Here is a 23,580-nt window from a genome sequence, read left to right on the forward strand (position 1 = left end):
CCCCGCAGGCCCGCGCCGAGCGCGACCGTGCCGCCGCAGCATCCGCCGACGCACCGCCGACCCCGCCGCCTGCACTGCCGGACTCTGCCGGCTCGAACCCGAAGGACTCCGCACGATGACCGGGATCATCTCCTCGGACGGCGAGAAGCGACTCGTCCTCCTGACGGGGCGGGCGCACCCCGACCTCGCCACGAGCGTCGCGGCCCACCTCGGCATCGACCTGCTGCCGACCACCACCTACGAGTTCGCGAACGGGGAGATCTACACCCGGTTCGGGGAGTCCGTGCGCGGCGCCGACACGTTCGTGCTGCAGTCGCACTCGTCGCCCATCAACACGTGGATCATGGAGCAGCTGCTCATGGTCGACGCCCTCAAGCGTGCGTCCGCCAAGACGATCACCGTGGTCGCCCCGTTCTACGGGTACGCCCGGCAGGACAAGAAGCACCGCGGCCGCGAGCCGATCTCCGCGCGGCTCATGGCGGACCTCTTCAAGACGGCCGGCGCCGACCGCCTGATGAGCGTGGACCTGCACGCCGCGCAGATCCAGGGCTTCTTCGACGGGCCGGTGGACCACCTGTGGGCCATGCCGATCCTCACCGAGTACGTGCGCAGCCGCGTCGACACGTCCAACGTCACGGTGGTCTCGCCGGACGCCGGACGCATCCGCGTCGCCGAGCAGTGGGCCGCCAAGCTGGGCGGCGGGCCGCTGGCCTTCGTGCACAAGACGCGCGACATCCGCAGCCCCAACAAGACGGTCGCCAACCGCGTCGTGGGTGACGTCGAGGGCCGCAGCTGCGTGCTCGTCGACGACCTCATCGACACCGCCGGGACCATCACCGGGGCCGTCCGCGTGCTCATGGAGGCCGGGGCGAAGGACGTCATCGTCGCCGCCACGCACGGAGTGCTCTCCGACCCCGCGGTCGACCGGCTGCAGAACTGCGGCGCCCGCGAGGTCGTCATCACGGACACGCTGCCGATCGCCGAGGACCGCCGCTTCCCGCAGCTGACCGTGCTGTCGATCGCGCCGCTCATCGCGCGGGCCATCCGCGAGGTGTTCGACGACGGCTCGGTGACGTCCCTCTTCGACGGCCAGGCCTGACCCCATGACCGGGCGCGACGACGAGCACGGTGGCCGTCGCGGGCCGCGGGGCGGGGTGACCGTCACGGGGTTCGGCGAGGCCGAGGCCGTGCCGGACGTCGCGATCGCGGACCTGGGCGCGGAGGCGCGGGCGGTGGACGCCGAGCGTGCGCTGGCCGAGGCCGGCGAGTGCCTGGACCGGATGCGCGCCGTGCTGCGCGAGGCCGGCGTCGACGACCGCTGGCTGCGGACCACCCAGTCGAGCACCTGGACCGACGGGTCCGCGCGCGGGTCCTCCCGCGTCGTGGCGCGACTGGGGCTGCAGGTCACGCTGCACGACGTCGCGGTCGCGGGCGACGTGGTCGGTGCCGCGGTCGTGGCGGGCGGGGAGCCCGCACGGATGGACGGGATCCGGTTCGAGGTCAGCGATCCCACGCAGCCGCGTGAGCAGGCACGCGAGGCCGCCTGGGCGGACGCCGTCGCGCGCGCCACGCACTGGGCCACGCTGTCCGGTCGGCGGCTGGGCGAGGTCCAGTGGGTGACCGAGGGCGGGTCCGACGCGGTGCCGCTGCGCATGGGCCGCGCGATGGGCGTCGCCAAGGCCATGTCCGTGCCAGTTGAGGCAGGTCAGCAGACCGTGTCCGCCGACGTGACCGTCCGCTGGGGCTGGGCCGACCCGTCCGTCTGACCGGCGGGTTGGGCTCTGCCCGCTCGACCGGGTAGGCTCTCCAGGTTGCCTCGGCGAGGGACGAAGGACGGTCGACGAAGTTCCACGACCACCTGCGCTCCGTGATCGACTGGGCGAGCGCCTCCGCGTGCCCGTCCTGCGTCCCGCGTCGAGGCCACCACACCTGTCTAGATCCGCGTCGCACGGCTCCTTGGCCGCGCACGCCACGCCATCACACCGTCACGTCGGCGACACTGCGCCGACGTCAGCACTGGGGAGTACACGTGTCCGAGGTCAAGCTCGTCGCCACCACCCGTACCGAGTTCGGCAAGGGTGCCGCGCGCCGCCTGCGCCGCGCCGACCAGATCCCGGCCGTCCTCTACGGGCACGGCTCCGACCCGCTGCACGTCGCCCTCCCGGGCCACGCCACGATGCTCGCGGTCAAGCAGGCCAACGCCCTGTTCTCCGTCGAGCTCGACGGCAAGACCACGCTGGCGATCACGAAGGACGTCCAGCGCGACGTCGTGAAGAACACCATCGAGCACGTCGACCTGCTCATCGTCACGCGCGGCGAGAAGGTCACCGTCGACGTCCAGGTCGCGGTGGTCGGCGAGTCCTACCCCGGCACGATCCACATCTTCGAGACGCAGGCGCTGTCGCTCGAGGTCGAGGCCACGCACATCCCCTCCGAGGTCCAGGTCTCGATCGAGGGCCTGACCGGCGGCTCCACCATCACCGCCGGCGAGATCACGCTGCCCGAGGGCGCCACGCTGCTCAGCGACCCGGACCTCACCGTCATCGCGATCAGCGTCCCGCACGCCTCGGCCGAGGACGTCGCCGCCCGGGCGTCGTCGTTCCCGCACCCACCCGTAGAGGAGACCCGATGAGCGACGGACCCTGGCTCGTCATCGGCCTGGGCAACCCCGGAACCCAGTACGCGGGCAACCGGCACAACGTCGGCCAGATGGTGCTGGACGAGCTGGCCCGCCGCACGGGTGCCACGTTCGGCGCCCGCGCCTCGGGGCTGCTCTCGCGCCGGCCCCAGGCCGCAGTGGCCGAGGCGCGCCTCGGCGTGCTGCCGGGCGGCGCGCCGGGCCCGCGGGTGGTGCTCGCGAAGCCGACCACCTACATGAACGTGTCGGGCGGTCCGGTCGCGGCGCTGGCCAAGTACTACGACGTGCCGCCGGAGCGCACCGTGCTGGTGCACGACGAGCTGGACATCCCGTTCGCCGACGTCCGGCTCAAGCGCGGCGGGGGCGAGGGCGGCCACAAYGGCCTGCGCGACACCACCAAGGCGCTGGGCACCAAGGACTACGTGCGGGTGCGCGTCGGGGTCGGTCGACCGCCCGGTCGGATGGACCCGGCGGACTACGTGCTGCGCGACTTCGCCAAGAACGAGCTGAAGGATCTGCCCTGGCTGCTGGACCAGGCGGCCGACGCGATCGAGCTGGTGGTCCTCGACGGGCTCGAGGCGGCRCAGCTGAAGTTCCACACGAAGGGCTGACGCCGCAAAGCAGCCCAAGAGGGTGAACTGTGGGTGAAAACGGACAAAAGGGTCTATCTCCTACCAATGCCCCCGCATAGCCTCCAAGCCAGATGCAGTCGAACACCTGGGGCGGACGGTTATCGGAATGACGATCCTCGAGGATCCGGCAGAGAACATGGACGTTCTCCTCGACCGGCGAAGGGCGGCCACCGGGCCGCGGCGGTCGTGGGCATCCGCTGAACCGTTCGTCACCCACCCCCGTAAGGCGCTGGCCGCGTTCGACGCCGAGCACTGGGGTTCCGTGGCCGGGCACTACGTCCGGCAGGCCATGGCGCTGGACGCCGTGGTCGCGGCGCTGGTCGTCTCGGGCGTCGTCCTCGTCGCCGGTGCCTCCTCGGGATGGCCCGCCGTCGCGGCCGCCGTCTTCCTGCTCGTCGTCGCGTTCGGCCGCGGGTACGACCGCAAGACGCTCGGTGACGGACCGGTCGAGTTCCAAGCGGTGCTCCGGGCGGGCCTCGGCTCCGCGGCGATCGTCGCTCTCGCCAGCGTCGCCCTGGCAGTCCCGCTGCCGCGGCTCGAGGTGGCGGCGACGGTCGTGCTGCTGTCGGTCGGTACCGCCGTCGGTCGTCACGCGCTGCGTCGATCGCTGCACGGGCGGCGCAGCCGCGGGGTCGCGATGTCGCGGACGCTCGTCGTGGGCGACGCCACCTCGGTCCACCACCTGATCCACGACCTGCGCGGTGCGACCTACCACGGCTACCAGGTGATCGGCGTGTGCCTGCCGGCCATCACCGACCGGCCCCCGCAGGACGGCGTCCCGACGCTGGGCGCGCTCGCCGACATCCCGCAGGTCGCCTACGACCACCAGGTCGACGTCGTCATCGTCTCGGGCAGCGAGCTGTCGGGGGACGCGCTGCGCCGCCTCTCGTGGGCGCTCGGCCGCGCCGGGGTCGATCTCGTGGTGTCTCCCGGCCTCGTCGAGGTGCTCGGTCCGCGGGTGCACCTGCGCCCGACCGCCGGCCTGTCCCTGCTCGAGGTGGAGACCTCGTCGCCGCGTCGCCGGATGTTCGCCAAGTCCGCGCTGGACCGCACGCTCGGCGCGATGATCCTGCTAGCGGCCACCCCGGTCATCGCCGTGGCCGCCCTGGCGGTGCGCCTGAGCAGCCGCGGACCCGCGTTCTTCCGGCAGCGGCGCATCGGCGTCGACGGGCGCGAGTTCACCATGTGGAAGCTGCGCAGCATGTACACGGACGCGGAGGAGCGCAAGGCGGCCCTGCTGGCCCGCAGCGACCGCGACGGGCTGATGTTCAAGATGCACGACGACCCGCGGATCACCCGCGTCGGCAAGCTCCTGCGCCGCTACTCCGTGGACGAGCTGCCGCAGCTGTGGAACGTCGTGCGCGGGGACATGTCGCTGGTCGGGCCCCGCCCGCCGCTGCCCGCCGAGGTGGACGAGTACCACGACGCCGTCTACCGCCGGCTGCGGGTGCGTCCGGGACTGACCGGCCTGTGGCAGGTGAGCGGCCGCGCCGACCTCTCGTGGGACGAGTCGATCCGGCTGGACCTGCGGTACGTCGACAACTGGTCCGTCGCGATGGACCTGATGATCCTGTGGAAGACGGGCCGCGCGGTGTTCGGCGGCTCCGGAGCCTATTGAGCCAGCCGGAGCTCGCCGTCCTGCTCGACGTACCGCTCGCCGGTCGTCGGGCAGACGAACGTGTGGTCGCCGTCGGGGTCGAGGGGAGCGCCCGCGCGGCCGACCCAGCGGATCCGCCGCGCGGGCACCGCGTGCCAGTCGTCGGCCGACTTCAGGCTGCCGTCCGGGTTGACCGCGCGCGGGTAGTAGTCGTTGGTGAACACCACGGCCGGCCCGACGAAGGCCCCGTCCTCGAGCACCGCGGGCTCGTACACCAGCGCGTGGTTCTGGATCTTGCACCGGTCGCCGACGACGACGCCGGGGCCGATGTACGCGCCGCGGCCGACGATGCAGTCCGCTCCGACGCGCGCGCCCTCCCGGACCTGGGCCAGGTGCCAGACCCGCGTCCCGGGGCCGATGCTCGCGCGCGGGTCGACGTCGGCGGTGGCTGCCACGGTCGGGGTGGTGTCGGGCACGGCGGGCTCCTCGTCGTCAGGCGTCGACCGCGATTCTGTCGCGCTCCGGGCGTGCGCGTCGACGGTCGGGGCGTCATGCGCTGGGCCATCCGTGTCACGCCGGGTGATATCTCCCCGCGAACGCCCGGAGAGTCCGAGATGTCCCTTATCGTCCGGTATCAGGAGTRCTCCCGGAGACTCCCTGGTCGACGAGAGCGCATGCGGGCAGCTGCGCTCGACCGTAGCCCGATCCCCTTCCCACGGAGCGTCCCATGAGTGCCCGTCCCGCCCACCGCCGCTTCGTCGGGCTGATCGCTGCGCTCGCGACCGGTGTCTCGCTCGTCGTCGTGGCCGCGACACCCGGTGCCGCCGCCGACCCGTGCGCGGTCGGGAGCAACCCCGTCGTCTGCGAGAACTCCAAGGCCGGCACCGACCCTGACGTGTGGGACATCACCGGCGCCGGCGACGACGGGATCCAGGGGTTCGCCACCGACATCTCGGTGAACGTGGGCAGCACGGTCCAGTTCAAGATCAAGACGACCGCCATCAACTACGACATCGACATCTACCGGACCGGTTGGTACGGCGGGGACGGCGCGCGGTTCATCACGTCGGTGCCGTCGCCCTCGGTCCGCCAGGTGCAGCCCGGCTGCACCTCGGACGACGACACGGGCAACTACGACTGCGGGGCGTGGGCGGTCTCGGCCAGCTGGGCGGTCCCGGCGACCGCGGTGTCCGGCGTCTACCTGGCCAAGCTCACCGACCCGGTGACCGACGACACGAGCCACATCACGTTCATCGTCCGCAACGACGCCAGCACCTCGAACGTGGTGTTCCAGACCTCCGACACCACCTGGCACGCGTACAACACCTACGGCGGCTCGAGCTTCTACCAGGGCGGTGCCGTCGGGCGCGCGTACAAGGTCAGCTACAACCGGCCGTTCGCCACGCGCAACTGGGTGCAGGGGCGCGACTTCTACATGAGCTCCGAGTACGCGATGGTGCGGTTCCTCGAGCGCAACGGGTACGACGTGAGCTACATGTCGGGCGTCGACTCCGACCGCCGCGGTGCGCTCATCAAGAACCACAAGGTCTTCATGTCGGTCGGCCACGACGAGTACTGGTCGGGCGCCCAGCGGGCGAACATCGAGGCCGCCCGCGACGCCGGCGTGAGCCTCGCGTTCTTCAGCGGCAACGAGGCGTACTGGCGCACGCGCTACGAGAACTCGATCGCGGGCACCGCGACGGCGTACCGGACCCTGACGTCGTACAAGGAGACCTGGTCGAACCAGAAGGTCGACGACAGCTCCCCGGAGTGGACCGGGACGTGGCGCGACCCGCGCTTCGCGTCGCCTGCGAACGGCGGAGGCCGGCCGGAGAACGCCCTGACCGGCACGATGTACGTGGCGAACTACTCCGACCTGCCCGTGACCGTCTCGGCGGACGAGGGCAAGTACCGGCTGTGGCGCAACACCTCGCTGACGTCGCTGGCGACGGGGACGAAGGCCGCGCTCGCGCCGCACACCATCGGCTACGAGTCGAACGAAGACGTCGACAACGGGGCGCGCCCGCAGGGCCTCGTCCGGTTGTCGACGACCACGGGTGCCGTCCCGGAGTACCTCCAGGACTTCGGCAACGTGGTCGCGGCGGGCACGACGAACCACCACCTGACGCTCTACCGCGCCGCGAGCGGCGCGCTCGTGTTCTCGGCAGGCTCGATCCAGTGGGCGTGGGGACTCGACCAGGAGCACGACGGCGACGGCGCCGCGGCGGACCCGCGGATGCAGCAGGCCACGGTGAACCTTCTCGCGGACATGAAGGCTCAGCCGGGGACCCTGATGTCCGGCCTGGTCGCCGCGAGCGCCTCGACCGACACGACCGGCCCGGTGGCCACGATCGGCTCGCCGGCGTCCGGCGCGGCGATCGCCAACGGCACGACGGTCACGGTCAGCGGCTCGGCGACGGACGTCGGCGGGCGCGTGGCGGGCGTCGAGGTGTCCATCGACGCCGGTGCGTCCTGGCACCCGGCCACGGGGACGACCGCGTGGAGCTACACCTACGTGCAGTCCGGCACCGGGTCGACGCCGGTGCGCGTGCGCGCGGTCGACGACAGCGCGAACATCGGCGCGGTCGCCACGCGGTCGTTCACCGTGGCGTGCCCGTGCTCGATCTTCGGCACGGCGGTGCCCAAGGTGCCCGCCGCCAGCGACCCGGACCCCGTCGAGCTGGGGCTGAAGTTCTCCGCCACGAGCAACGGCTTCGTCACGGGCGTGCGCTTCTACAAGGGCACGGGGAACACCGGCGCCCACGCCGGTGCGCTCTGGAGCGCGACCGGTGCGCGCCTCGCGACCGCGACGTTCCAGAACGAGACCGCCGCCGGCTGGCAGACGGCCACGCTGTCGCCCGCCGTCGAGATCGCCGCCGGCACGACGTACGTCGTGTCGTACACCGCTCCGGCCGGGCACTACTCGGTGCAGGACGACGCGTTCTGGTACCGCGGTGTGTCCGCACCGCCCCTCGAGGTCGCCGGCGGGTTCGGGGCCTCGGGCTCGGGCACGTTCGGAGCGCCCGGCACGTTCCCGGCGCAGAGCTACCGGTCGACGCACTACTACGTGGACGTCGTCTTCTCCTCGGCCGACACCACGCCCCTGACCGTCGGCGGCCAGTCGCCGCTCGGCGGGTCGTCGAGCGTGCCCGTCGGCTCCACGGTCAGCGCCGTCCTGAACAAGGCGGTCACCGCGGGCTCGGTGGCCATGACGCTCACCGCCCAGGGCGGGGCGGCAGTCGCCGGCGCGACGAGCTACGACGCGACCACCCGTCGCGCCACCTTCACCCCGTCGGCGGCGCTCGCGGCGTCGACGGTGTATACGGCCGCGATCAGCGCGTCGGCGAACGGCGAGAGCATCTCGGGCCCGTCGACGTGGTCCTTCACCACGGCCGCACCGGCGCAGGTGCCTGGTGCACGCACGGTCAGCTTCTACGACGACTCCGCCGTGCCCACCACGCTGCAGGACCCGGACACCGACGCCGTGACGCTCGGCACCCGGTTCGCCAGCAGCGTCGACGGCTCCGTCACGGGCGTCCGGTTCTACAAGGGCCCCAACAACACCGGCACGCACGTCGGGCAGCTGTGGGCCGTGGGCGGCTCGGCGCCGCTCGCGCAGGCGACGTTCGGCACTGAGAGCACGTCCGGCTGGCAGACCGTCCTGTTCACCACGCCGGTGCGCATCTCCAAGGACACCGAGTACGTCGTCGCCTACCGCGCGCCCGTCGGCCGGTACTCGTCGACGGCCGGGGCCTTCTCGGGGACCGGGCTGCAGCGCGCGCCGCTGCGCACCGAGTCGCTGAGCGGCGCGTACACCTACGGCACCGGCTACCCGGGGTCCACGAGCTCGACCAGCTACCTGGTGGACGTCGTGTTCACGCAGGACGCCCAGGCGCTGGCCGTGACCGCGCGGACCCCGGCGTCGGCGGACCCGGGCGCGGCGATCTCGGCACCCGTGACGGTGACGTTCAACGCCCCGCTCGCGGCCGGCGCGACGCTGGGCCTCAAGGCCGGGTCGACGACGGTGCCGGGCACCGCGACGCGCTCGACCGACAACCGCACGCTGGTGTTCACCCCGTCCGCGGCGCTCGCCCGGTCCACGGCGTACACCGCGACGGCGAGCGGGCTGGTCTCCACCGAGGGGAGCACCCTGGCCGACGTGGTCTGGTCGTTCACCACCGCCAGCTCCGACGGGTGCCCCTGCACGCTGTTCAGCGGGCTCACTCCGGCGAGCAGCTCGGTCAACGACCCGTCCGCGGTCGAGCTGGGGGTCTCGTTCAGCCCGACCGCCTGGGGCGTGGTCACCGGCGTCCGGTTCTTCAAGGGAGCCGGCAACACGGGGACCCACACGGGATCGCTGTGGAGCTCGACCGGTGAGCAGCTGCGGACCGTGACGTTCGCCGACGAGTCGGCCTCGGGGTGGCAGACCGCACTGTTCTCCAGCCCGTACCAGGTCGCGCCCGGGACCAGCTACGTCGTGTCCTACTACGCACCCCAGGGCCACTACGCAGCGACCGCGAACGACTTCACGGTCAACCGGACCGTCGGGCCGCTGACCACGCCCGCCGTCGGGAACGGCCGCTACCGCTACGGCAGCGGAGGCGTCGCCCCGACAGAGACGTGGCAGCAGACGAACTACTTCGTCGACGTCGTGTTCGCCACGGCGGCGCCGGACCTGCCCACCGTCTCGGCGCAGGCACCGCCCGCAGGGGCGACGGGGATCTCCACCACGGCCACGGTCGCGGCGACGCTCTCCGCCGCACCCGCGTCGGGCACGCCCACGCTGGCGCTGTCCGGCCCGTTCGGGGCGATCGCAGGCGCCAGCTCCTACGACCCGGCGACCCGGCGCGTGGCGTTCACCCCGAGCTCCGCGCTCCCGGCCGGGAGCACGATCTCGGTGGCCACGACCTTGGCCGGCACGCCGCTCTCCGGCGGCGCGTGGACGTTCGGCACGGCGGCGGCGACCGGATCGGCCGTGTCGCTGTGGACCGACTCCGAGATACCGACGGTCGCCGCGTGGAACGACCCCGACCCGGTCATGGTGGGCACGCGGTTCACGGCGAGCGTCGCGGGCTCGGTCACCGCCATCCGCTTCTACAAGGGCGCGACCAACACCGGCACGCACACCGTCAGCCTGTGGAACGCGGCGGGCGCCAAGGTGGCGGAGGGGCCCTCCACGGCGGAGTCGGCGTCCGGCTGGCAGACCGTCCCGCTGACGAGCCCGGCCGTCCTCGTGCCGGGGCAGGTCTACACGGCCGCCTACCACTCGACGTCGGGCCGGTACGCGGTGACGTCGAACGGCCTCGCCGCGGTGCGCACCGTCGGTCCGTTGTCGACCATCGCGACGGGTGGTGCGTACGTGTACGGGACGACCTTCCCGGCATCGTCGACCTCGACGTTCTTCGGTGTCGACCTGGTCTTCGTCCCGGCAGGCTGAGCCGCCGCACGGCCCGCGGCCGTGAGACGTCCCCCCCGGCGTCCGCGGTCGCGGGTCCTGCTACGGGATGCCGCCGTTCGGGTGTTCACCCTGTCGCAGCGGGGTGAAAATGTCCGGTTTCTACGGACATGCCCCCTCGGGTTCGTGACACTGGAGCCCACCGAGACGTGAGGGGCATGACATGACCGACCAGCTGCGTGCGGCTGTGGTGGGGGCGGGCTACTGGGGCCCCAACCTCGCCCGCAACTTCCGGAACAGCCCGGACTGGGACCTCGTCGCCGTGTGCGACCTGGACGCCGACCGAGCCCGCAAGGTGGTCGGGGCGCGCTCCACCGTGGACGTCATGACGTCGGTGAGCGACCTGCTCGCCCGCGACGACGTCGACGCGGTCGCGATCGCGACGCCGGCCCGCACCCACGCCCCGATCGCGCTCGCCGCGCTCGAGGCCGGCAAGCACGTCGTCGTCGAGAAGCCGATCGCCGACCGCGGCGCGGGCGCCCGGACGATGGTGGCGCGTGCGGCCGAGCTGGACCGGGTGCTCATGGTCGACCACACGTTCTGCTACACGGCGCCGGTGCTGAAGATGCGCGAGCTGATCGCGGAGGGCCACCTCGGCGAGATCCTGTTCGTCGACTCGGTGCGGATCAACCTCGGCATCGTGCAGCCGGACGTGGACGTGTTCTGGGACCTGGCCCCGCACGACCTGTCGATCCTCGACTTCATCCTGCCGGGCGGGCTCGTGCCGTCGGGTGTGGCCGCCCAGGGCGCCGACCCGCTCGGCACCGGGCAGTCCTGCGTCGGGTACCTGACCCTGCCGCTGCCGGGCGGTGCCATCGCGCACGTGCACGTCAACTGGCTCAGCCCCACCAAGATCCGCCAGATGGTGGTCGGGGGCAGCAAGCGGACGCTCGTCTGGGACGACCTGTCCCCGCAGCAGCGGCTCACCGTGTACGACCGCGGCGTCGAGCTGGGGCAGCCGCTGCCGGACAAGACGACCGCCAACATCTCGTACCGCCTGGGCGACGCCTGGGCGCCCGCGCTCCCGGAGAAGGAGGCGCTCGGCGTCATGGTCGCCGAGTTCGCGTCGGCCATCCGCGAGCGTCGTGCGCCACGCACCGACGGGCACGCCGGCCTGCGCGTGCTCGACGTCCTCGAGTCCGCCTCACTGAGCCTCGCCGACGGCGGTCGTCTGACCCCCGTCGCCTCGTCCGCACCTACGTTGGAGACCGTCGCATGAGCACGCTTCAGGGGGCACGCGTCCTTGTCACCGGCGGGGCCGGCACCATCGGCTCGACCATCGTCGACCAGCTCGTCGACGCCGGCGCCGGCCACGTCGTCGTCCTCGACAACCTGGTCCGTGGGCGGCGCGAGAACCTCGCCGACGCGCTCGCGACCGGCAAGGTCGAGCTGGTGGAGGGTGACCTGCGCGACCGTGATCTGGTGCACGACGTCACGCGCGGGCAGGACCTGGTGTTCCACCAGGCGGCGATCCGCATCACGCAGTGCGCCGAGGAGCCTCGCCTGGCGCTCGAGGTGCTGGTGGACGGCACGTTCACGGTCCTCGAGGCCGCGGCGGAGCACAAGGTCGACAAGGTGATCGCCGCGTCGAGCGCGTCGGTGTACGGGCTGGCGGAGCAGTTCCCGACGGGGGAGCGGCACCACCACCACAACAACGACACGTTCTACGGGGCCGCCAAGTCGTTCAACGAGGGCATGGCGCGCAGCTTCCGGGCGATGTACGGGCTCGACTACGTGCTGCTGCGCTACTTCAACGTGTACGGCCCGCGCATGGACGTGCACGGCCTGTACACCGAGGTCCTGGTGCGCTGGATGGAGCGGATCGCCGACGGCCAGCCGCCCCTGATCTTCGGCGACGGGCTGCAGACCATGGACTTCGTGGTGACCACCGACATCGCCCGCGCCAACCTGCTCGCGGCGACCAGCGACGTGGTGGACGGCGTCTACAACATCGCGAGCGGCACCGAGACCAGCCTGCTGGGCCTGGCGCAGGCGCTGCTGCGGGCCATGGACTCCGACCTGTCCGTCGAGCACGGTCCGGACCGTGCGGTCAACGGCGTGACGCGCCGACTGGCCGACACCTCCGCCGCGCGCATCGACCTGGGCTTCGAGGCGCAGATCGGCCTCGAGGAGGGCCTGCGGGAGCTGGTCGCCTGGTGGCGCCCGCTGCGCAGCGAGATCGCGGCGGGTCGGGCGCTGAGCAGTGCGGGTGCACGCCCGTGAGCCGTGTCAACGTCATGCAGCCGTGGTTCGGTCCGGAGGAGATCGCCGCGGTCAGCGAGGTCATCGCGTCCGGTTGGGTGGCGCAGGGACCGCGGGTCGCGGCGTTCGAGGCCGCGTTCGCCGAGGCCATGCAGGTCGAGCACGCCGTCGCCGCGTCGTCCTGCACGACCGCGCTGCACCTCGCACTGATCGTGGCGGGCGTGCAGGCCGGTGACGACGTCGTCGTGCCGTCGTTCTCGTTCATCGCCACGTCGAACGCCCCCGTGTACGTGGGTGCGAGGCCCGTGTTCGCCGACGTCGACCCCGTCACCGGCAACCTCACCGCCGCGACCGTCGAGGCCGTGCTGACCGACGCCACCCGCGCGGTGATCGTCGTGGACCAGGGCGGGGTCCCGGTGGACCTCGACGCGATCCGCGCCGTGACCGACCCGCGCGGCATCGTGGTGGTCGAGGACGCGGCGTGCGGGGCCGGCTCGACCTACCGCGGCCGGCCCGTCGGTGCCGGCGCGGACGTCGCCGCGTGGTCGTTCCACCCGCGCAAGATCGTCACCACGGGTGAGGGCGGCATGCTCACCACGCCCCACGCCGAGTGGGCCGAGCGGGCGCGCCGGCTGCGCGAGCACGCGATGAGCGTCTCGGCCGCTGCCCGGCACGCCAGCGTGCTGGCGCCCCCGGAGGAGTACCTCGAGGTCGGCTACAACTACCGGATGACGGACCTGCAGGCGGCCGTCGGCATCGTCCAGCTGGGCCGGCTCCCGGAGGTCGTCGCCCGGCGCCGCGAGATCGCCGCGACCTACGCCAAGCAGATCGCCGAGCTGCCCGGCCTGCGGGCCGTGGCCGACCCGGACTGGGGCACCTGCAACTTCCAGTCGTTCTGGGTCGAGGTCGGACCGGAGTTCCCGCTCGACCGTGACGGGCTCCTGGCGCACCTCGCCGACGCCGAGATCTCCGCCCGCCGCGGCATCATGGCCACCCACCGCCAGCCCGCCTACGCGGGAGCGACGCACGCCCCGCTGCCGGTCACCGAGCACCTCACCGACACGACGCTGATCCTGCCGGTGTTCCACCAGATGTCGGAGTCCGAGCAGTCCCGGGTCGTCGACGCGCTGCGCTCGGCGGGTGGCTGAGGTGGCCACGCCCCTGATCCTCGTCGCGGCGAGCGGGCTGGCCCGGGAGGTCCTGGCGCTCGTGCGCGAGCACGGCGGGCACGAGGTGATCGGCTTCCTGGACGACGACGTCGCGCGGCACGGCACGACGCTGGACGGTCTGCCCGTGCTGGGCAGCCTCGACGCCGTGACCGACCACCCCGACGCCGAGCTGCTGGTCTGCGCGGGGAAGGGGACGGTCCGCGCGCAGATCGTGGACCGGCTCGACCAGCTCGGCGTGTTCCCGATCCGGTACGCGACGGTCGTGCACCCGGGCGTCGACGTGCCCTCGGGGTGCGAGATCGGCGTCGGCTCGATCGTGCTGGCCGGCGTGGCGCTCACCGCCGCCGTCACGGTCGGCTCGCACGTGGTCGTCATGCCGAACGCGACCCTCACCCACGACTGCGTGCTCCAGGACTTCAGCACGGTGTGCGCGGGCGTGGCGCTCGGCGGTGGCGTGGTCGTCGGACGAGCCGCCTACCTGGGCATGAACGCCTCCGTGCGCGAGWACGTGCGCGTGGGGGAGGGGTCGACGCTCGGCATGGGCGCAGCGCTCCTGGTGGACCAGCCGGACGGCGAGACGTGGGCGGGGGTGCCCGCGCGACCGCTCGGCGTCCCGTCCGGGATCGCCCGGCACCGCAACGACGGGTGGCCCGCGACCGCGGGCCTCACCGAGCACATCGACGAAGGAGCACGGGCATGACGACGATCCCRCTGGTGGACCTGGTGGCCCAGCAGGCCGAGATCGCCGAGGAGGTGCGCGCCGGTCTCGACGAGGTGTTCGCGACCACGGCGTTCGTCGGCGGACCCGCCGTCGGCCGGTTCGAGGCCGCGTACGCAGCGTTCTCGCAGGTCACGCACTGTGTCGGCGTGGCCAACGGCACCGACGCGCTGGAGCTCGCCCTGCGCGCGGCGGGGGTGCGGCCGGGCGGCGAGGTCATCGTGCCGGCGAACACCTTCATCGCGACCGCGGAGGCGGCCTCCCGGATCGGCGCCGTCCCGGTGCCCGTGGACGTCGACCCCGTGCACCTGCTCATCGACCCCGCCGCGGTGCGGGCGGCGATCAGTCCCCGGACCGAGGCGATCGTCCCCGTCCACCTGTTCGGCCAGGTGGCGCCCGTGGAGGAGATCAGCAAGCTGGCCGCCGACGCCGGCGTGCCCATGATCGAGGACGCCGCCCAGTCCCAGGGCGCGCTGCGGCACGGTCGCGCCGCCGGCTCCTTCGGGCTGGCCGCGGGCACGAGCTTCTACCCCGGCAAGAACCTGGGCGCGGCGGGAGACGCGGGAGCGGTGACCACGTCCGACGCCGAGGTGGCCCGGACCGTGCGCGTGCTCGCGGCCCACGGCTCCGCGCGCAAGTACGAGCACGAGGCCATCGGCATGAACTCGCGTCTCGACACCGTGCAGGCCGTGGTGCTCGAGGCGAAGCTGCGCCGGCTCGCGGGCTGGAACGCCGCTCGTCGTGCCGCCGCGGCGCGGTACTCCGCGCTGCTCGCCGGGGTGCCGGGTGTGCGCGTGCCGGTGAGCGCCGTGGGCAACGAGGACGTGTGGCACCTGTACGTCGTCCAGGTCGACGAGCGGGACCGCGTGCTGCGTGAGCTCAACGAGGCCGGGATCGGTGCGGGCATCCACTACCCGACGCCGGTGCACCTGACCGGTGCCTACGCGGGCCTCGGGCTGCACGCCGGTGCGTTTCCCGTGACGGAGGCCGCGGCGGACCGCATCCTGTCGCTGCCGATGTTCCCGCACCTCACGGCGGCCCAGCAGGAGCGGGTCGTGGACGTGCTGGCCGGAGCGGTCTGATGGCCGCCAGGCCCCGCGTCGTGCTCGTGCACCTCAACAGCCTCGAGCTGGGCGGGACGCAGATCAACGCGGTGGACCTGGCAGCCGCCGTCGTGCCCCTCGGGTACGAGTCGCACCTCATCGGCCCGGAGCCCACCGGCCCGGGCGCCAACCTGCTCGACGTCGCCGCCGAGCGCGGGGTCCGCGTGACCCCGTACCGCGAGCCGTCTACGGCCCTCGCCTACAGCCGGGTGCTGCGGCGGACCGCCGACGAGATCGGCGCGGACCTCTTGCACGCCTACGGCACCTGGGGTGCCGCTCGGGCGTTCTACTGGGGGCCGAGCAGGTTCGGCCGGCTCCCGTGGGTGCAGACCATGTACGAGATGGAGCTCCACCACTCGGTCCACCGGCACCACCCGCTGATCGTCGGGACCGAGTACCTGCTCGAGGAGTGCGAGGACCGGCCCGGACCGACCGTGCTCATCAGCCCGCCGGTCGACATGCTGCGGGACCGCCCCCGGTCCGCGGACGCGTCGCCGAACGAGAGCGTGACGATCGTCATCGTGTCCCGGCTCGAGGAGGACATGAAGTCGGTGCCGGTCGAGGCCGCGATCGGCGCGGTCCGGCGGCTCGCCGACCACGACCTCGTGCTCGAGATCGTCGGCACGGGCGCGGCCGAGTCGCGGCTGCGGACGCTCGGGGAGAAGGCGAACGCCGACCTCGGTCGCCCTGCCGTCCGGTTCCTCGGCGCGATGTCCGACCCCCGGCCGGCCTACGCGCGCGCGGACATCGTGCTCGGGATGGGCGGCTCCGCGGCCCGCGGGCTCGCCCACGGCAAGCCGCTCGTGGTCCAGGGTGAGGCCGGCTGGAGCGCGGTCCTCGAGCCCGAGAACGCCGCCCTGCTCGCGCGGAGCAGCTACTGGAGCCCTCAGGCCGTGGCAGAGCCGGACGCGCTGCTGGCGCAGAACCTGCTCACGCTCGTGGACGACGAGGCCCGACGGCGACGGCTCGGGGAGTTCAGCCGGACGTTCGCCGAGCAGCGCTTCGGCCTCACGGCGATGGCCGAGAAGCTCGTCGGCCTCTACGACACCGCGCTGACCTCGTACACGGCCCGCTCGTGGTGGTCGGACCTGCCGGTCGAGGCACGGCGGGTCCCGGACAAGCTCGCGCGCGTCGCGGGAGCCCGCTGACGGCTCAGGTGGTCTCGAGCCTCGAGAACCGCTGCAGACGACCGCGCACCGCCGACGGCAGGGGAGCGAGCACCAGCGCGTCCCGGTAGGTGTCCCGCAGCACGAGCCGCAGCAGCAGCAGGTGGGTCGCGAGGACCGTGACGCCGACGAGCGCGGTGCGGACCACCAGCGGACCCGGCACCAGCATGAGGACGAGCAGGCCGGCGCCGCCGGAGACGAGCGCGCACACCGCGACCGACCCGAACGACCGGGCGAGCTCGCCGACGGTCGTCCCGATCTCCTTCGACACCAGCACCCAGCGCGCCGCGGTCGCGGCCACCGCGACGCCGACGAACGCCCACGCGACCGCGGTGAGGCCCTGGGAGACCACCAGGGCGGTCGCCGCGACGGTGATGACGTCGGTGATCGTGGCGTACACGAACCACTTGCCGGCGCGGCCCAGCGCGTAGAACAGGCCGTGGTCGAGCAGGGCGCCGATGGTCAGGATCCCTGCCACCGCGAGGCCGCGGGTCACCGGCACGCTCTCGTCCCACTGAGCCCCGAACAGGAGCGGGATGACGACCGGGGCAGCGACCGCGACGAAGACGAGGACGGGAGTCACGGCGCCGTAGGTCAACGAGGACGCGCGCCGGTACGCCTGGCGGAGCCGCTCGGGCACGTCGCGCACGCGGGCGAGCACGACCACGGAGACGGGGGCGACCGCGGACCCGCCCAGCTCCTGGGCCACCTGCACGAGCCGCTGCGCGATCGTGAGGTACCCGAGCGCGGCCGTCCCCAGCGACACCGCGATGATCGCCGTCTCCGCCCAGTTCCGCAGCACGGCGACCAGCTCGACGCCGACGACCTTGTAGCCGAACCGCGCCATGGTGCCGAACTCGCTGCGCGAGAACGACCGGGTCGGTCGCCAGCCGGCCGCGAGCCACGCGGCGGTCGTGGTCACCAGCGTGGTGGTGATCGCCTGCGCGACGAGGGCCCACACCCCACCGCCCGCCAGGGCGATCACGACCGCGACCACCTGCGCGAGCGCGGCGGCGGCCGTGCCCTGGATCGCGAGCCTGCGGAACGCCATCCGGCGCCGCAGCAGCGCGGTCGGCACGGCGGCCACGACCACCAGGGGGACGGACGCGAGCAGCACGCGCAGGACTGGTCCGGCCTCGGGTGCGTCCAGCACCGTGACCACCAGCGGCACGCAGGCGAACAGGGCTCCGCCGATGACGAAGGCCGCGACGAGCGAGAACCAGAACCCCGTGCTCAGCATGCGTTCGTCGGGGTCGTCGGCCTGCACCAGGTAGGTGGACAGGCCGAGGTCGGAGAGCAGGAGGACGAAGGGGATGACCGCCGAGGCCACCGCGACGACGCCGAACTCCTCCGGCGTGACCATGCGGGCCAGGACCGCGATCGTCACCAGCCCGGAGAGGCGGACGATCCACTTCTGCGCGGTCAGCCAGGCCGCGCCGGACGCGGCCGCACGGCCGAGGCTGCTCGACGGCTGGTCGCCCTCGGGCGCGGKCGGAGCGACCTGCCCCTGGTCCGCGGTCATCGCGCCGCCCTGTCGTGCGGCGCGGCGTCGGCACGGCGGGCGACCGCGGCACGGGCGACACCGGCGTGCCCGGCGACCATGGCGGCGAAGCTGTCGTCGGCAGGCGGCGTCGAGCGGCCCTGCACCCGGACGGTCTCGGCGACGTGCGCCACGGCGGCCGCGATCTCCGCCGCGTTCGACTGCCGGGTGGCCCGCCGGCGCGCCGCGGACGCCCGCCGGTCGGTGACCGCCGCCGCCGCACCGCTCGCGTTGCTGACCAGCGTCGACCCGGGAGCCGCGCGTGCCACGAGCTCCGCTGCGCCGCCGGCCTCGCTGATGACGAGCGGCAGCCCGGCAGAGACCGCCTCCGTGGCGGCCAGGGGCCAGCCCTCGAAGAACGAGTCGAGGACGAACGCGTCGGCGGCGCACAGCAGGGTGGCGGCGTCGGAGGTGCCCAGCAGGTGCACGCGGTCGCCGTGCGGGTGGCTGCGCCGGATCGCGTCGGCGCGGCGGTACTCGAGCCAGTCCGACGGGTCGCCGGCCACCACGAGGTGCGCGCGCGCACCGTGCGCCGCGGCCAGGAACGAGGCGACCGTCCCGGCGATGTTTTTCTGCGCGTCGTACCGCGCGAGGCACGCGAACACCACCTCGCCGGTCAGCGACGTGCCGAGCGTTCCTTCCAGCGCGGCGCGGGCCGCGGCCCGCACCTGCTCGGTCGCGGCGGGCAGCGCCATGGCCCCGTTGGCGACGACGACGATCTTCTCGCCGGCGCTCGCGGGCACGCGCTCCACGTGGAACTGGCGGACGAGCGCGCTGACCGCGATCACCGAGTCGGCCCGGTCGAACAGCTCCGCGGTGCTCCGCCACTTCTCGGGCGAGTAGTGGATCTCCGTGTTGTGCAGGACCGGCACCAGGGGCGCCCCTGCCGCGTCGGCCGCGGCGACCAGGTGGTCGGGTGCGCTGTGCACCTGGACGACGTCGAGCCGCGCCGCCGCCAGGGCCTGCACCGCCGACCGGGCGTCGGCAGCGACGATCACCTCGATGCCGAGCTCCCGGAGCCGTGCGGTCCGCAGCCCCTCGGCCGGGCACACGACGACCGGCTCGATCCCTTCCGCCGCGAGCCCCTCGGCCAGCATCTCGACGACGCGTCCGATCCCGCCCACGTCGAGGGAGTCGGCGACGAGCCCGCAGCGCAGGTCGGTCTCGCGCGCGGCGTCGCCGGTCGGCAGCGGGCAGAACGCGGCGCCGTCGACCGCGGGCAGCGAGACCAGCGGACGGCGCAGGAGTGCGCGCGCGAGCGGGTGGACGTAGCCGTAGCGCAGACCGGGGGACGTGAGGTCGACGAGCCCGACGGCGACACCGAGCGCACCGGCGGCGACGCGGGCTGCGGCACGCCCGGCGGCACCGCGAACCGGGCGCGGCATCGACTCGTGCACCGACATCGGGACCCCGCTACCGGGCGAGCTCCGCGGGTGCACCTGCGGAGCTCTCCGGGGCGGTGGCAGGACGGGGGCGCAGCCCGAAGGGCGCGTTGCGGCGCGTCGGCCAGGGTGCGCGGACCTGGTCGACGGCCGAGCCGACCAGGATCCAGGCGCCGGTGTCCTGGGCCAGCCCGACGAGGTGCGGGACGGTGCGCAGGGCGGGGGCCAGTGCGCGCAGCGCGCCCTCGTCGACGCCGGCGACGAGGAGCGCCCGGCCGGGCTCGGGCGCGACGACCGACCGGGCGAGCTCGTCGACGGTCATGGCGGCCGCGGAGACGTCGCGGCCTCGACGCGAGACCGACACCGGGGTCCACGGCTGCGCGTCCGCGCGGCTCGGGAGCAGGTTCACGACGTCGAGGTGCCCGACGTCGCCGAGGTCCAGCACGTCGTCCACGGTCAGCCGGATGTCGCCGATCACGACGTCCCGGATGCCACGGCCGTCGAGCCGGGCGAGCCGTGCCGCGGCGAGGGACTCCCGGAGCCAGGTGGCGACCCCGTGCCGGCGGCGCCACGCGGTGCTCCACCGGCCGCGGTGCTGCGCGGCGCGCACGACGCCGCACGTGGTCCGCAGGGGGAGCAGGTCCGGGTACGCCTGCCCCACGCGCGCGTGCGCCTCGGCGAGCCGGTCGAGGTTCGTGGTCATGCTGTTGTGCGTCAGGACGACGTCGTCGGTCCGCACGCGCAGTCCCTGGCTGCGGACGCGCGCGCCGTACTCGACCGCGTAGGCGTGCCACGCCAGGTCGGGGTGCTCGCTGAGCGGCTCCGCGAGCACACGCTCGCGCTCGATCAGGAACAGGACCTCGTCGACGCTGTCCACCTGGACCGACGGTGACGAGGCCGCCCCGATCATCACGACGCGGTCGCGCACGACGCCGGCGACCGAGCCGGACGACGTGATGCCCACGGCGCCGACCAGGCCCGCGTCCGGGTCGTCCTGCAGCGCGGCCGCGGCGACCTCCAGCGCGACGAGGGAGTGCAGGTAGACGTCCTGGTGGACGAAGACGACGACGTCGTGCCGCGCGCGGCGGGCCCCGTCGTTGAGCGCCGCCCCGGCGGAGCTGAAACGGCCCTCGCGGTTGTCGACGGGGAGGTACTCGGTGTCCGGGGCGTCCGGCATCCCCGCGGTGATCGAGGCGTCGAGGCACGTCGTGCGGACGTCGAGGTCGTTGAAGACGCAGACGATGGACACCGGTGTGCGGCGCGGCTGCGTGCCTGGCATCGTGACCTCCCCCCGAGCGCTCGTGCGTCGCATCGACGTGTCGACGATAGGGGACGAAAGGGGCAGGTTGGACACCTGGCGGCGAGGTTCACCCGGGTGGTGGCGAGCATCCGCCGGGCCCGCGCGCGGACGGGTGATGCGGCTCGATCGGGTCGCGTGCAACGATGCCCGCAGCCCGCTCCAGCCCGTCGACCCGAGGATGACCACGGTGCCTGCTGATCCGCGCGGCGCCCCCGGTCGGGTGGCGGTCGTCGTCGTGACGTACAACAGCGCGGACGTCGTGCCGGGCTTGCTGGAGTCGCTCCCGGCCGGGCTGGGACCCCTCGACTGGACCCTCGTCGTGGTCGACAACGGCTCGAGCGACGGCACGGTCGAGGTGGTCGGGGAGCTCGCGCCGGACGCCGTGGTGGTGCGGTCCGGCCGCAATGGGGGGTACGCGGCCGGGATCAACCTGGGTGCCGCACAGGTGCCGGACCGGTCCGCCGTCCTCGTGCTCAACCCGGACGTCCGGCTGGGCCCGGGCTGCGTCCCCGAGCTCGTCGCCGCCCTCGGTCGCACCGGTGCTGGGATCGCCGTCCCGAGGCTCGACGACGCCCGCGGCAAGCTCATCTCGTCCCGACGCCGCGAACCCACCCTGCGGCGGGCCGTGGCGGACGCCGTGCTCGGCGCGGAGCGCGCGGGTTCGGTCGCCGACCTGGGTGAGGTGATCACCGACCCGCGCGACTACGAGGCCGAGTCGCCCACCGACTGGGCGGAGGGGTCCACGCAGCTCGTCTCCGCCGCGTGCTGGGACGCCGTGGGCCCGTGGGACGAGTCGTACTTCCTGTACTCCGAGGAGACCGACTTCGCCCTGCGCGCCCGTGACGCGGGGTACCCCACGTGGTTCGTCCCGACCGCGCACGCCGTGCACCYCGAGGGGGGCTCGGCCGGCAACCCCGCGCTGTGGCGGCTGCTGGTGGCCAACCGGCTCCGGCTGTACAGCCGTCGGCACGGTCCGGTCGCCACCGCCGCCTTCTGGGTGGTGCTGGTGGGCCGCGAGGGCAGCCGCGCACTGCTCGGCAAGCAGACGAGCCGGGCGGCGCTGCGCGGACTGCTCAGCCCGCGCTACCTGCGTGAGACGCCGGGCCCGCACAGCATCGCGCCGGTCACCGCCAGCGCTTGAGCAGTCCCTTGAGCTCGAGGGCCGCACGGCGATGGACCGGCGGGGGGACGAGCGCCGCTCGGGCCAGGGTCTGCGGAGTGTCGTCGCGCGTCACGCTGAACCGCGGCTGGAGCCACGCGCCGGCCGTCGCGAGGCGCCGGTCGGAGGTGTGCACGGCCGTGTACCCCAGCTGCCGCAGCGAGCGCAGCGTCGCGCGGTCGTACTGACCTCGCGGCAGGGCGGCCTCCGTGACGTCGCCCGCGACGGCCGCGATCACGTCGCGGGCCTCGACGAGCTCGCGGTGGCGGACGGCGGGGGACATGGCCCGCCACGACACGTGGTCCATGCCGTGCGACCCGACCCGCATCCCCGCGGCACCGAGCTCGGCGACCTGCGGGGTCGTCACGCTCCCGGCGGTGTCCAGCCGGCCTGCGAGGACGAAGAACGTGGCGGTCAGACCGCGCTCGACCAGCCCGGGCAGGCCGAGCTCCACGTCCGAGGCGTTGCCGTCGTCGAACGAGATCACCGTCGACGGCCACGTCGCGATCTCGTCGAGGATCCGCAGGTACTCGTCCGCGGTGATCCAGTACCGGGCCTCGTCGTCGTCGATCGTCCGGCCCGGCGTCCCGATGCCGTGGAAGCAGATGTTGCGCACGTCCCGGCGGCCCATCAGCGCGTGCCCCCTGCCAGGCGCGACGACGCGTCGAGCTCCCACTGGTCCCCGCCCCGGCGTGCGCGGCGGTCGGCGACGAGGGTGAGCACCGCGTAGACGACGCCTGCGGGCGCGAGCCACGGGCGACGCAGGACGACGTCCGACAACCAGCTGGTGCGGCTGGACGGGCGCACCCCGGCCCGGCCCTCCGCGGCCGCGCGGGCGCGCAGGGCGACGTTCCCGCGGCGCACGCGGGTCAGCCGGGCGACGAGGTCGCGCGTCCTGCGGGGCGTCTCGACCTCGGTGGCCACCGACCTCACCACCACCCGCTCCTGGGCGGAGAAGAGGGAGTCGAGGAAGAGGTCGTCGGCCTGGAGGTCCGGGAACCGCGCGAAGCGGGACCGGCCGGCGGCGGACAGCGCGATCATCCCTCGGCCGTAGAGGCCTGTCTGCGCCGCCGGCAGCCGTGACTGGATCGCGTAGTAGCAGCGGACCGCGAGGGGGCGGCCGGTCAGGACGAGGTGCCGGTCGGGGACCGCCGCGAGCGGGGCCGGGGCGCCGTCCGGGCCGGGCTGCTCGAGCGCGGCGGCGAGGGCGCGGACCGTGGCGGGCGTCGCGGCGATGTCGGCGTCGAGGTAGACCCGGGGGGTGCTCGTCGCGACCGCGTCCCCGGCGTTGAGGGCGGCCGCCTTGCCGGGTGCCGGGAGGTCGAGCACGTGGACGTCGCGGGCGCTCGCCTCGGCGACCGTCTGGTCGACGCACCCGTTGGCCACCACGATCACCTCGAGCTCGCCGGGTGCCGTCCCCGCCAGGAGCCGGTCGAGGTTGCGACCGATGACCGCCGCCTCGTTGTACGCGGCGATGATCACGCTGGTCATCGGGCCGCTCCTCCTCGTCCTGCCGGTA

19 protein-coding genes are annotated in these 23,580 nt (G+C 73.5%); 13 read left to right on the forward strand and 6 right to left on the reverse strand.

Translation table 11 applies throughout. The features are described from left to right. The first annotated feature begins 115 nt into the window (after positions 1–115). The 5 genes from AC1DUQ_RS00135 to AC1DUQ_RS00155 all read left to right on the forward strand — a co-directional run bounded on the left by AC1DUQ_RS00135 (position 116) and on the right by AC1DUQ_RS00155 (position 4,888). Positions 116–1,099, forward strand: a complete 984-nt coding sequence (locus AC1DUQ_RS00135; RefSeq protein WP_056095593.1) for a ribose-phosphate diphosphokinase — start codon at positions 116–118, stop codon at positions 1,097–1,099. A gap of 4 nt (positions 1,100–1,103) precedes the next feature. Further along, positions 1,104–1,766 carry an SIMPL domain-containing protein gene (locus AC1DUQ_RS00140; protein ID WP_477060176.1) on the forward strand — a complete coding sequence of 221 codons (663 nt, stop codon included), beginning with the start codon at positions 1,104–1,106 and terminating at the stop codon, positions 1,764–1,766. Positions 1,767–2,029: 263 nt separating this feature from the next. Beyond that, on the forward strand, positions 2,030–2,632 hold the full coding sequence (locus tag AC1DUQ_RS00145) for a 50S ribosomal protein L25/general stress protein Ctc (protein ID WP_477073227.1): 603 nt from the start codon (positions 2,030–2,032) through the stop codon (positions 2,630–2,632). Further along, positions 2,629–3,249: an aminoacyl-tRNA hydrolase gene (gene pth / locus AC1DUQ_RS00150; protein WP_477060178.1), complete on the forward strand. Its 621-nt coding sequence runs from the start codon at positions 2,629–2,631 to the stop codon at positions 3,247–3,249. Before AC1DUQ_RS00145 ends, pth begins: the two co-directional genes overlap by 4 nt. A gap of 127 nt (positions 3,250–3,376) precedes the next feature. After that, complete coding sequence (locus AC1DUQ_RS00155) at positions 3,377–4,888, forward strand: sugar transferase (RefSeq protein ID WP_477060179.1); 1,512 nt, start codon at positions 3,377–3,379, stop codon at positions 4,886–4,888. On the opposite strand, the gene AC1DUQ_RS00160 is transcribed toward AC1DUQ_RS00155, so the two are convergent. Further along, positions 4,882–5,343 (reverse strand): DapH/DapD/GlmU-related protein, encoded by a 462-nt coding sequence (locus tag AC1DUQ_RS00160; RefSeq protein ID WP_477073228.1) that lies wholly within the window; start codon positions 5,341–5,343, stop codon positions 4,882–4,884. The two genes, AC1DUQ_RS00155 and AC1DUQ_RS00160, sit on opposite strands and share 7 nt — an antisense overlap. A gap of 251 nt (positions 5,344–5,594) precedes the next feature. Here AC1DUQ_RS00160 and AC1DUQ_RS00165 point away from each other — a divergent pair, with 251 nt between their 5' ends. The 7 genes from AC1DUQ_RS00165 (at position 5,595) to AC1DUQ_RS00195 (ending at position 16,662) form a co-directional block, all read left to right on the forward strand. Continuing rightward, positions 5,595–10,304: a DUF4082 domain-containing protein gene (locus AC1DUQ_RS00165; protein WP_477073229.1), complete on the forward strand. Its 4,710-nt coding sequence runs from the start codon at positions 5,595–5,597 to the stop codon at positions 10,302–10,304. A 181-nt stretch (positions 10,305–10,485) separates the two neighbouring features. Continuing rightward, positions 10,486–11,541 carry a Gfo/Idh/MocA family protein gene (locus tag AC1DUQ_RS00170; RefSeq protein ID WP_477060182.1) on the forward strand — a complete coding sequence of 352 codons (1,056 nt, stop codon included), beginning with the start codon at positions 10,486–10,488 and terminating at the stop codon, positions 11,539–11,541. Then, entirely contained in the window at positions 11,538–12,545 is a 1,008-nt protein-coding gene (locus tag AC1DUQ_RS00175) for an NAD-dependent epimerase/dehydratase family protein (protein ID WP_057208137.1), read from the forward strand. The genes AC1DUQ_RS00170 and AC1DUQ_RS00175 overlap by 4 nt, the downstream gene beginning before the upstream one ends. A 14-nt stretch (positions 12,546–12,559) precedes the next feature. After that, the gene (locus tag AC1DUQ_RS00180) at positions 12,560–13,672 is read left to right on the forward strand and encodes a DegT/DnrJ/EryC1/StrS family aminotransferase (RefSeq protein ID WP_477060811.1); all 1,113 of its coding nucleotides are present in this window, start codon (positions 12,560–12,562) and stop codon (positions 13,670–13,672) included. Position 13,673: 1 nt separating this feature from the next. Beyond that, entirely contained in the window at positions 13,674–14,393 is a 720-nt protein-coding gene (locus tag AC1DUQ_RS00185; protein WP_477073230.1) for a NeuD/PglB/VioB family sugar acetyltransferase, read from the forward strand. Then, positions 14,390–15,493: a DegT/DnrJ/EryC1/StrS family aminotransferase gene (locus tag AC1DUQ_RS00190; RefSeq protein WP_477060184.1), complete on the forward strand. Its 1,104-nt coding sequence runs from the start codon at positions 14,390–14,392 to the stop codon at positions 15,491–15,493. The genes AC1DUQ_RS00185 and AC1DUQ_RS00190 overlap by 4 nt, the downstream gene beginning before the upstream one ends. Continuing rightward, on the forward strand, positions 15,493–16,662 hold the full coding sequence (locus AC1DUQ_RS00195) for a glycosyltransferase family 4 protein (RefSeq protein ID WP_477060185.1): 1,170 nt from the start codon (positions 15,493–15,495) through the stop codon (positions 16,660–16,662). Before AC1DUQ_RS00190 ends, AC1DUQ_RS00195 begins: the two co-directional genes overlap by 1 nt. Before the next feature lie 4 nt (positions 16,663–16,666). Here the strand turns inward: AC1DUQ_RS00195 and AC1DUQ_RS00200 are convergent, their stop codons facing one another. From AC1DUQ_RS00200 to AC1DUQ_RS00210, 3 genes are read right to left on the reverse strand one after another with little or no spacing between them, the layout of a single operon-like run. Continuing rightward, a complete protein-coding gene (locus AC1DUQ_RS00200) occupies positions 16,667–18,202 on the reverse strand; it encodes an oligosaccharide flippase family protein (protein WP_477073231.1) in 1,536 nt (511 codons plus the stop codon). Beyond that, positions 18,199–19,623 (reverse strand): glycosyltransferase family 4 protein, encoded by a 1,425-nt coding sequence (locus AC1DUQ_RS00205; protein WP_477073232.1) that lies wholly within the window; start codon positions 19,621–19,623, stop codon positions 18,199–18,201. The genes AC1DUQ_RS00200 and AC1DUQ_RS00205 overlap by 4 nt, the downstream gene beginning before the upstream one ends. A 10-nt stretch (positions 19,624–19,633) precedes the next feature. Continuing rightward, complete coding sequence (locus AC1DUQ_RS00210; protein ID WP_477060188.1) at positions 19,634–20,881, reverse strand: hypothetical protein; 1,248 nt, start codon at positions 20,879–20,881, stop codon at positions 19,634–19,636. Between the two features lie 208 nt (positions 20,882–21,089). On the opposite strand from AC1DUQ_RS00210, the gene AC1DUQ_RS00215 reads away from it, so the two are divergent. Continuing rightward, positions 21,090–22,043: a glycosyltransferase family 2 protein gene (locus AC1DUQ_RS00215; RefSeq protein ID WP_477073233.1), complete on the forward strand. Its 954-nt coding sequence runs from the start codon at positions 21,090–21,092 to the stop codon at positions 22,041–22,043. Here the strand turns inward: AC1DUQ_RS00215 and AC1DUQ_RS00220 are convergent. Then, positions 22,027–22,692, reverse strand: coding sequence for a polysaccharide deacetylase family protein (locus AC1DUQ_RS00220; RefSeq protein WP_477060190.1), 666 nt, complete (start codon positions 22,690–22,692; stop codon positions 22,027–22,029). The two genes, AC1DUQ_RS00215 and AC1DUQ_RS00220, sit on opposite strands and share 17 nt — an antisense overlap. Then, positions 22,692–23,552: a glycosyltransferase family 2 protein gene (locus AC1DUQ_RS00225; RefSeq protein ID WP_477060191.1), complete on the reverse strand. Its 861-nt coding sequence runs from the start codon at positions 23,550–23,552 to the stop codon at positions 22,692–22,694. The genes AC1DUQ_RS00220 and AC1DUQ_RS00225 overlap by 1 nt, the downstream gene beginning before the upstream one ends. Positions 23,553–23,580: the final 28 nt, after the last annotated feature.

The organism is Cellulomonas sp. P4_B5_2 (genome assembly GCF_056402235.1).

Coding starts and splice junctions, on each gene's coding strand:
- AC1DUQ_RS00135 (WP_056095593.1), top strand. CDS start 116: ATGACCGGGATCATCTCCTCGGACGGCGAGAAGCGACTCGTCCTCCTG.
- AC1DUQ_RS00140 (WP_477060176.1), top strand. CDS start 1,104: ATGACCGGGCGCGACGACGAGCACGGTGGCCGTCGCGGGCCGCGGGGC.
- AC1DUQ_RS00155 (WP_477060179.1), top strand. CDS start 3,377: ATGACGATCCTCGAGGATCCGGCAGAGAACATGGACGTTCTCCTCGAC.
- AC1DUQ_RS00165 (WP_477073229.1), top strand. CDS start 5,595: ATGAGTGCCCGTCCCGCCCACCGCCGCTTCGTCGGGCTGATCGCTGCG.
- AC1DUQ_RS00170 (WP_477060182.1), top strand. CDS start 10,486: ATGACCGACCAGCTGCGTGCGGCTGTGGTGGGGGCGGGCTACTGGGGC.
- AC1DUQ_RS00175 (WP_057208137.1), top strand. CDS start 11,538: ATGAGCACGCTTCAGGGGGCACGCGTCCTTGTCACCGGCGGGGCCGGC.
- AC1DUQ_RS00180 (WP_477060811.1), top strand. CDS start 12,560: ATGCAGCCGTGGTTCGGTCCGGAGGAGATCGCCGCGGTCAGCGAGGTC.
- AC1DUQ_RS00195 (WP_477060185.1), top strand. CDS start 15,493: ATGGCCGCCAGGCCCCGCGTCGTGCTCGTGCACCTCAACAGCCTCGAG.
- AC1DUQ_RS00205 (WP_477073232.1), bottom strand. CDS start 19,623: ATGTCGGTGCACGAGTCGATGCCGCGCCCGGTTCGCGGTGCCGCCGGG.
- AC1DUQ_RS00210 (WP_477060188.1), bottom strand. CDS start 20,881: ATGCCAGGCACGCAGCCGCGCCGCACACCGGTGTCCATCGTCTGCGTC.
- AC1DUQ_RS00220 (WP_477060190.1), bottom strand. CDS start 22,692: ATGGGCCGCCGGGACGTGCGCAACATCTGCTTCCACGGCATCGGGACG.
- AC1DUQ_RS00225 (WP_477060191.1), bottom strand. CDS start 23,552: ATGACCAGCGTGATCATCGCCGCGTACAACGAGGCGGCGGTCATCGGT.